Source organism: Flavobacterium sp. (genome assembly GCF_024305175.1).
Classification (GTDB): domain Bacteria; phylum Bacteroidota; class Bacteroidia; order Flavobacteriales; family Flavobacteriaceae; genus Flavobacterium.
Genome location: NZ_JAMWYY010000100.1, coordinates 1 through 5,769 on the forward strand (window position 1 = coordinate 1; position 5,769 = coordinate 5,769).

Sequence of the window (5,769 nt, forward strand, 5' to 3'; positions counted from 1 at the left end):
AGAACAGGAGGAGTGAGTTCATGATCGTAAAACAATAAACAACCCACCCATCAATTATATAAGTAAGGGGCTATCTTTTTAAGATAGCCCCTTTTTATTAATTATCACTTTGGTACCATTCGGCAAAAGATGTTTCTGTTTCCTGAAGCTTTAATGAGTGAAGTTGTATAGTTTCAGGTAGCCTTTTCTTTATTTTGTCAGCAAAATCAATAACCATGTTTTCACTGGTGGGCTGGTAATCCACCAAAAGCACATGGTGCCCGCGGGTACTCAGTTCTTTAGCCAGTTCTACGTGCGGTGTATTTTTATTAAACACAGTAGCATGATCAAAAATATCAACAATTTCTTCCTTTACAATTTTTTTAAGGTCGCCAAAATCGATTACCATGCCATACTTTACATTACTACTATCGGTTATAGGTGTCCCGATAACGGTAACAAATAGTTTATAGCTGTGGCCATGTACATTTTTGCATTTTCCGTCATAACCATATAATGCATGCCCGGTTTCAAAAGTAAATGATTTTGTAATCCTTATCCTGCTCATTTATAATTGTATTGAGTGGGCAAATTTACTAAATAAAAACCATCAAAATAATTTATTACAAGTTATTGGTTTTCAGATTATATTTGCGCACTTTTATTATATACCCTATGGAGGCTTTAGCGCTTAACCCACTGTATGAAAAGGTTATTACAGACCTTATGGAGCAACAGTACAGCATTATCGAAAATTTTTTTACTGCTGATGAAGTGCTTGCCCTGCGGGAAAGCCTGCTCGCCAAATATGACGAAGACTGTTTTAAAAAATCGGCAATCGGCAATATGGCCAACGAGGTTGTTATAGAAGCAATAAGGGGCGATTTTATTTACTGGCTCGATGAGCAAAACTACAACCCTGCAGAACAGGCTTTTTTTACTAAAATTATCGACTTTAAAGATTACCTTAACCGCACTTGTTTTATGGGTATAGCCGATCAGGAATTTCATTATGCGGTTTATCCTCCGGGAACGTTTTATAAGCGTCATCTTGATAGTTTCCAGAATGATAACCGCCGAAAAATATCGGTAGTTTGTTATCTTAACCACGAAGACTGGCAACCGGAGTTTGGTGGTGAGCTTACTATTTATAAAACTGTTAATGGTAAAGAAGAGGAACTTAATATTTATCCGGTTCAGGGCCGGATGGTGGTTTTTGAAAGCCAGTTGCTGGAACATGAAGTAAAACCTGTGAAACAAGAACGGCTGAGCATTACAGGATGGCTAAAATCGAGGCCGGAAGTATTATTCTAATTTTCATAAGATTATTTATGGCTGTAACTTTTTACGGTTAGTTTGTTATAAATATATTTTTAAAAGTGTTGAGCAGGTTATGCTGATTAAAACTTATTACATTTGTTAAATATGTTTTTAAAATTCACATAATAACAAAAATAGCTAACAAAAACCTAACTGAAAACCTCCACGCTTATGAAATTAAAACTACTCTTTTCGGGGCTGTTTTTAACTGCCTCGGCTTTCTCAACATTATCTGCACAGGAATGGGAACACCTTACAGTTGCATCCGGCTACAACCATGATGTAATAGCAAATGGTCTTGGTGCAGCTAATGCCTCTACTACAATTGGTGTAGATAACGCCAATTTTGCCTTTATGAGCAACGATTTCCAGGCTACGGCATCTAATACTCCGCCTGCCTATGCGTTGCCATCTACAGGACTGATAGCGTCTGTGCCAACACCCGGGCTTACCTATCAGCTTGGCAGCTATTCAGCAAATAACAGTTTGCGAATTGGCGGGTCAGAGTCTGGCTCTCCCATAACGGGAACACTTACATTTACAAACCAGGTATCTGCAAAAAAACTATATCTGCTAACTACCGGCGGCAGTGGTACAGCAACTATTACTGTAGTTGTACATTTTACAGACGCTACATCTCAAACCATAACCGGCTCTACAGTGCCTGACTGGTATAACAGTACGGCACTACCGGTTGCTGCATCGGGTTTTGGGCGGGTAAACAGGGCAAACAGTGTTTTAGAGAACCCATCGGGCAACCCAAGGATGTATCAGTTAATGCTGAATATTGATGCCGCTAACCAGCCTAAGCTTATATCTAGCATCGATATTAATAAAACCTCTGTAACAGAGGGCGCGGTTAATGTTTTTGCCGTTACGGCAGAATTACTGGGAACATGCCCGGCGCCTGAAGGGCTTACGGCTGTTTCTGATGTTGCAGGCGCAACGGTTAGCTGGAATCCGGCCATTATAACCCCGGGAGTTGGGTATGACTATTACTATGCAACTACATCTGCTGCACCAACAGCTTCTACTGAGCCAATGGGCAGTGTTGCGCCCGCTGTAACAACGGTTGATTTAGACAGTTTGCTAACTGGCCAGACGTATTATTTCTGGGTTAGAAGTAACTGTTCGGAATCGGACCAAGGGCCGTGGGTAATGATAAGCTTTACTACAGGGCAGGTAAGTGCAACCTATACTGATGGTGACATACAAACACTTTATAATGCATCACCTAATGCTAACTCTACTACAAGCTGCCCCGGTGTGCTAACCGTTACCGTTCCCGACGGATATCAGGCAACATCTGTGGCAACGTCCTATGCTATGACATCTGCAAGCAATGGTTACATGAGCGAGCAACGTTCTAAACTACACTGTATAAATACCAATATTGGCGAAACTACTCTTGCACAGGGTTCCGGTAATGTAGGTACTTTTAACTATAACCGCAGTGGCCTTAATATTGCTGATGGTGCAACAGGCGATGTTAATTTTGAAATGCGTGCCTGGAGAACGTGGCAGGGTGCAGGTACATGTAACACTACTTATAACAAAGTAAACAATAATACATGGGTGGTTACTGTAACCTATGAATGTGTAACGCCGCTTACGCCACAGGCAGCCGACCAGGCGCATTGCCCCGGCAGCACTGTTGCTGACCTTGTTGCGGAAACAGACTATGACAATGCCGTTTTAAGGTGGTATGACAGTGAATTGGCTACAGAGCCACTTGAAGCATCTGCAGTAATAGCATCGGGTACTTATTATGTGTCGCAGTACAGGTACACCTGCGAGAGCGAAAGGCAGGCAGTAGTTGTTACTGTTGGTACTCCGGAAGCTCCTGCTGCAGAAGCGCAAAGTTTATGCTCAGGTGCGGTAGTGGCAGATTTATCTGCGGAAACTGCAGAGGGTGCAACGTTAATATGGTACACTTCTGCAGATGCAACTGAACCTCTTGAAGATAATACGGTGGCAGCTACAGGCTCTTATTTTGCAGCCCAGTCTATAAACGGTTGTGAAAGCAGCAGGACAGAAGTTGCCGTTACAATAAACACTGTATTGGCTCCTGCTGCAGAGGGACAGATTGCATGTGTGGGGACTACTCTTTCCGAGCTTAGTGTTGAAGCAGAAGAAAATGCCGTGATAACATGGTATGCGGGTGCTGATACCCCTGATCCGCTAAGTGGTGAGGCAGAGGTACAGACAGGAAGTTACTATGTTTCGCAAACCGTAAACGGATGTGAAAGCGAAAGGGCAGAAGTAGCTGTACAGGTTATTAACCTGCCTGAGCCTGTTGTGGTGGCTGAACAAACGGTTTGTGAGGGTACAGAGTTATCTGATTTAATGGCTACACCTATAGAAGGGGCTGAACTTTACTGGTATGCTACTGCTGATTCGACTGAAGAGCTTGATGACGATGAAACAGTGCAGGAGGGAAGCTATTTTGTATCGCAGGCTGCTGAAGGGTGCGAAAGTACAAGGCTGGAAATTACAGTAACTGTAACTCCTTTACCTGAAATTCCTGTAGCGGAAGCTACACAGGAGTTTAACGAAGGTGAAACTATTGCAGCACTTGAGGTAACATTAACTGATGGCGCGGTTGCCAACTGGTATATTATGAATGATGAGTCGGAGCTTGTTGCTGTTGACCCTGCTGAAGCTTTAGTTGACGGGGGTGTTTATTATGTGAGTCAGACAGTTGGCAATTGTGAAAGCGATTATATGGCTATAACAGCAAGCGCAGCTATGGGCCTTAGTATAAAGAATAGTAACTACTTTAAGCTATACCCTAACCCTGCCAATAATGTGGTTACAATATCTGGTAATGCGGTTATAGTTAAAGCAGAGATAGTAAACCTGCTTGGGCAGACAGTAAAAGCTGTTAATGCTGGTACAGAAGAACTATTGCTTGATGTAGCCGGTTTACAGGCAGGTACCTATATTGTGAATATATATTCAGAAAAAGGTAGCGTTAACTCTGTTAAGCTGCTTAAGCAATAGCATTTAATTACAGGTTATTCAAATTAGAGGATGCTTTTAATACTGTTTAGGTATTGGGCATCCTTTTTTGTTTACAGTTTGTATTATAGCAAGCCGTTTGTTTTTACATAATTTAAAAGTTCTACAACATTTTTTGACTGATATTTATTTAGCAGGTTTCTTCGGTGTGTCTGAACGGTTAAAAAGCTTAAATGGAGGATATCTGATATTTCCTGTGTAGACTTACCATCTCTTAAAAGCAGTAAAACTTCTTTTTCCCTTAATGTGAGCCGCGGAATGTTCTTTATATCATTTATAGATACTTTATCAATAATTTCCTTTACCTGATTGCAGAATGTTTTTTTGCCTTCTGTTGCATCTAAAATACAATTTTTAAACTCAGTAAGCGAAGCACTTTTTAACAAAAAGCCATTGGCGCCATTTTGTAACATCTGCATTATAATGCTTCGTTCGGACTGGCTGCTCATAGCTAAGATTATTAGAGCGGGGTACTTCCTTTTTAATTTAAGGCAAACATCAATACCGTTACTGTCGCTAAGAAATACATCAAGAAGAATAATGTCAATATTTTTTAAACCCTGATATTCAAGAATGCTGTTACCATTATTAAAAGTTGCTTTAACTTCAATAAAATCTATTTCGCGTAGCAGGTTGCTTAGTCCTTCTATTACGATAGGGTGATCATCAACTATTGCAATATTATAATTACGATTCATTAGTAAACCTGACTTTTAATTCAATATTAAAAATAGTACCTACACCGGCTATATATTTTGCATCCATATTTCCATCAAGCAGATCAACACGGGTTTTTATATTCTTGAGCCCTAACCCTTTGTAGCTATCAAGGTTTTTAGTGTCAAATCCTGTTCCGTTATCTTCTACAGTAATTAAAAATAATGTATTGTTCTGACTACAATCAACAGTTACTTCAGTACAATCAGCATGCTTTAGTGCGTTATTTATTAACTCCTGAACAATCCTGAATATTGTAGTCTGCTGGGAAGATATAATGTCATTACTAATCTGGTTTGAGTTATAGTGAATGTTAACCGTAGCATTGCTCATTAAAAAACATAAATCTTTTAATGCCATATCCAAACCCAGTTCAGATAAGGTTTCCGGGATAAGGTTAAAAGCAGTTTGGCGTAAATCCTTAATTGCCAAAGCAAGGTTAGATGAAATTTTTTGATATTCAAAATGGCCATGCTCATTAGAGTTCAATTGCTCTATTTGCATTAGCAAAGAGGATAGCCTGCTTGCTACCCCATCATGAAGGTCTCTTGCAATACGTTTCCTTTCAGACTCTTCGCCTTCCATCATTGCCTGCATTAACTCTACTTCTTTCCGGGATTCTAAAAAAATAATATTTTGTTTATGAATAACTTCCTGTTGCTGATTTAGTTTTTTCTGGTTTTTGAAGTTTTTATATAAAAAAATGAACAGTATTATTACAATAATAAGAAC

Annotated in this window: 5 protein-coding genes; 2 read left to right on the forward strand and 3 right to left on the reverse strand. The window is 39.9% G+C overall.

The genetic code is table 11. The features are described from left to right. Positions 1–97 precede the first annotated feature (97 nt). Positions 98–547, reverse strand: coding sequence for a 6-carboxytetrahydropterin synthase (locus tag Q0K96_RS14830; protein WP_297334759.1), 450 nt, complete (start codon positions 545–547; stop codon positions 98–100). Positions 548–654: 107 nt separating this feature from the next. On the opposite strand from Q0K96_RS14830, the gene Q0K96_RS14835 reads away from it, so the two are divergent. Next, positions 655–1,293 carry a 2OG-Fe(II) oxygenase gene (locus Q0K96_RS14835; protein ID WP_297334760.1) on the forward strand — a complete coding sequence of 213 codons (639 nt, stop codon included), beginning with the start codon at positions 655–657 and terminating at the stop codon, positions 1,291–1,293. Positions 1,294–1,470: 177 nt separating this feature from the next. After that, positions 1,471–4,302, forward strand: a complete 2,832-nt coding sequence (locus tag Q0K96_RS14840) for a T9SS type A sorting domain-containing protein (RefSeq protein ID WP_297334761.1) — start codon at positions 1,471–1,473, stop codon at positions 4,300–4,302. A gap of 83 nt (positions 4,303–4,385) precedes the next feature. On the opposite strand, the gene Q0K96_RS14845 is transcribed toward Q0K96_RS14840, so the two are convergent. Next, the gene (locus tag Q0K96_RS14845; protein ID WP_297334762.1) at positions 4,386–5,018 is read right to left on the reverse strand and encodes a response regulator transcription factor; all 633 of its coding nucleotides are present in this window, start codon (positions 5,016–5,018) and stop codon (positions 4,386–4,388) included. Continuing rightward, positions 5,008–5,769 (reverse strand): ATP-binding protein (locus tag Q0K96_RS14850; RefSeq protein WP_297334763.1); only part of this gene is annotated, 762 nt, incomplete at its 5' end. The genes Q0K96_RS14845 and Q0K96_RS14850, both read right to left, overlap by 11 nt.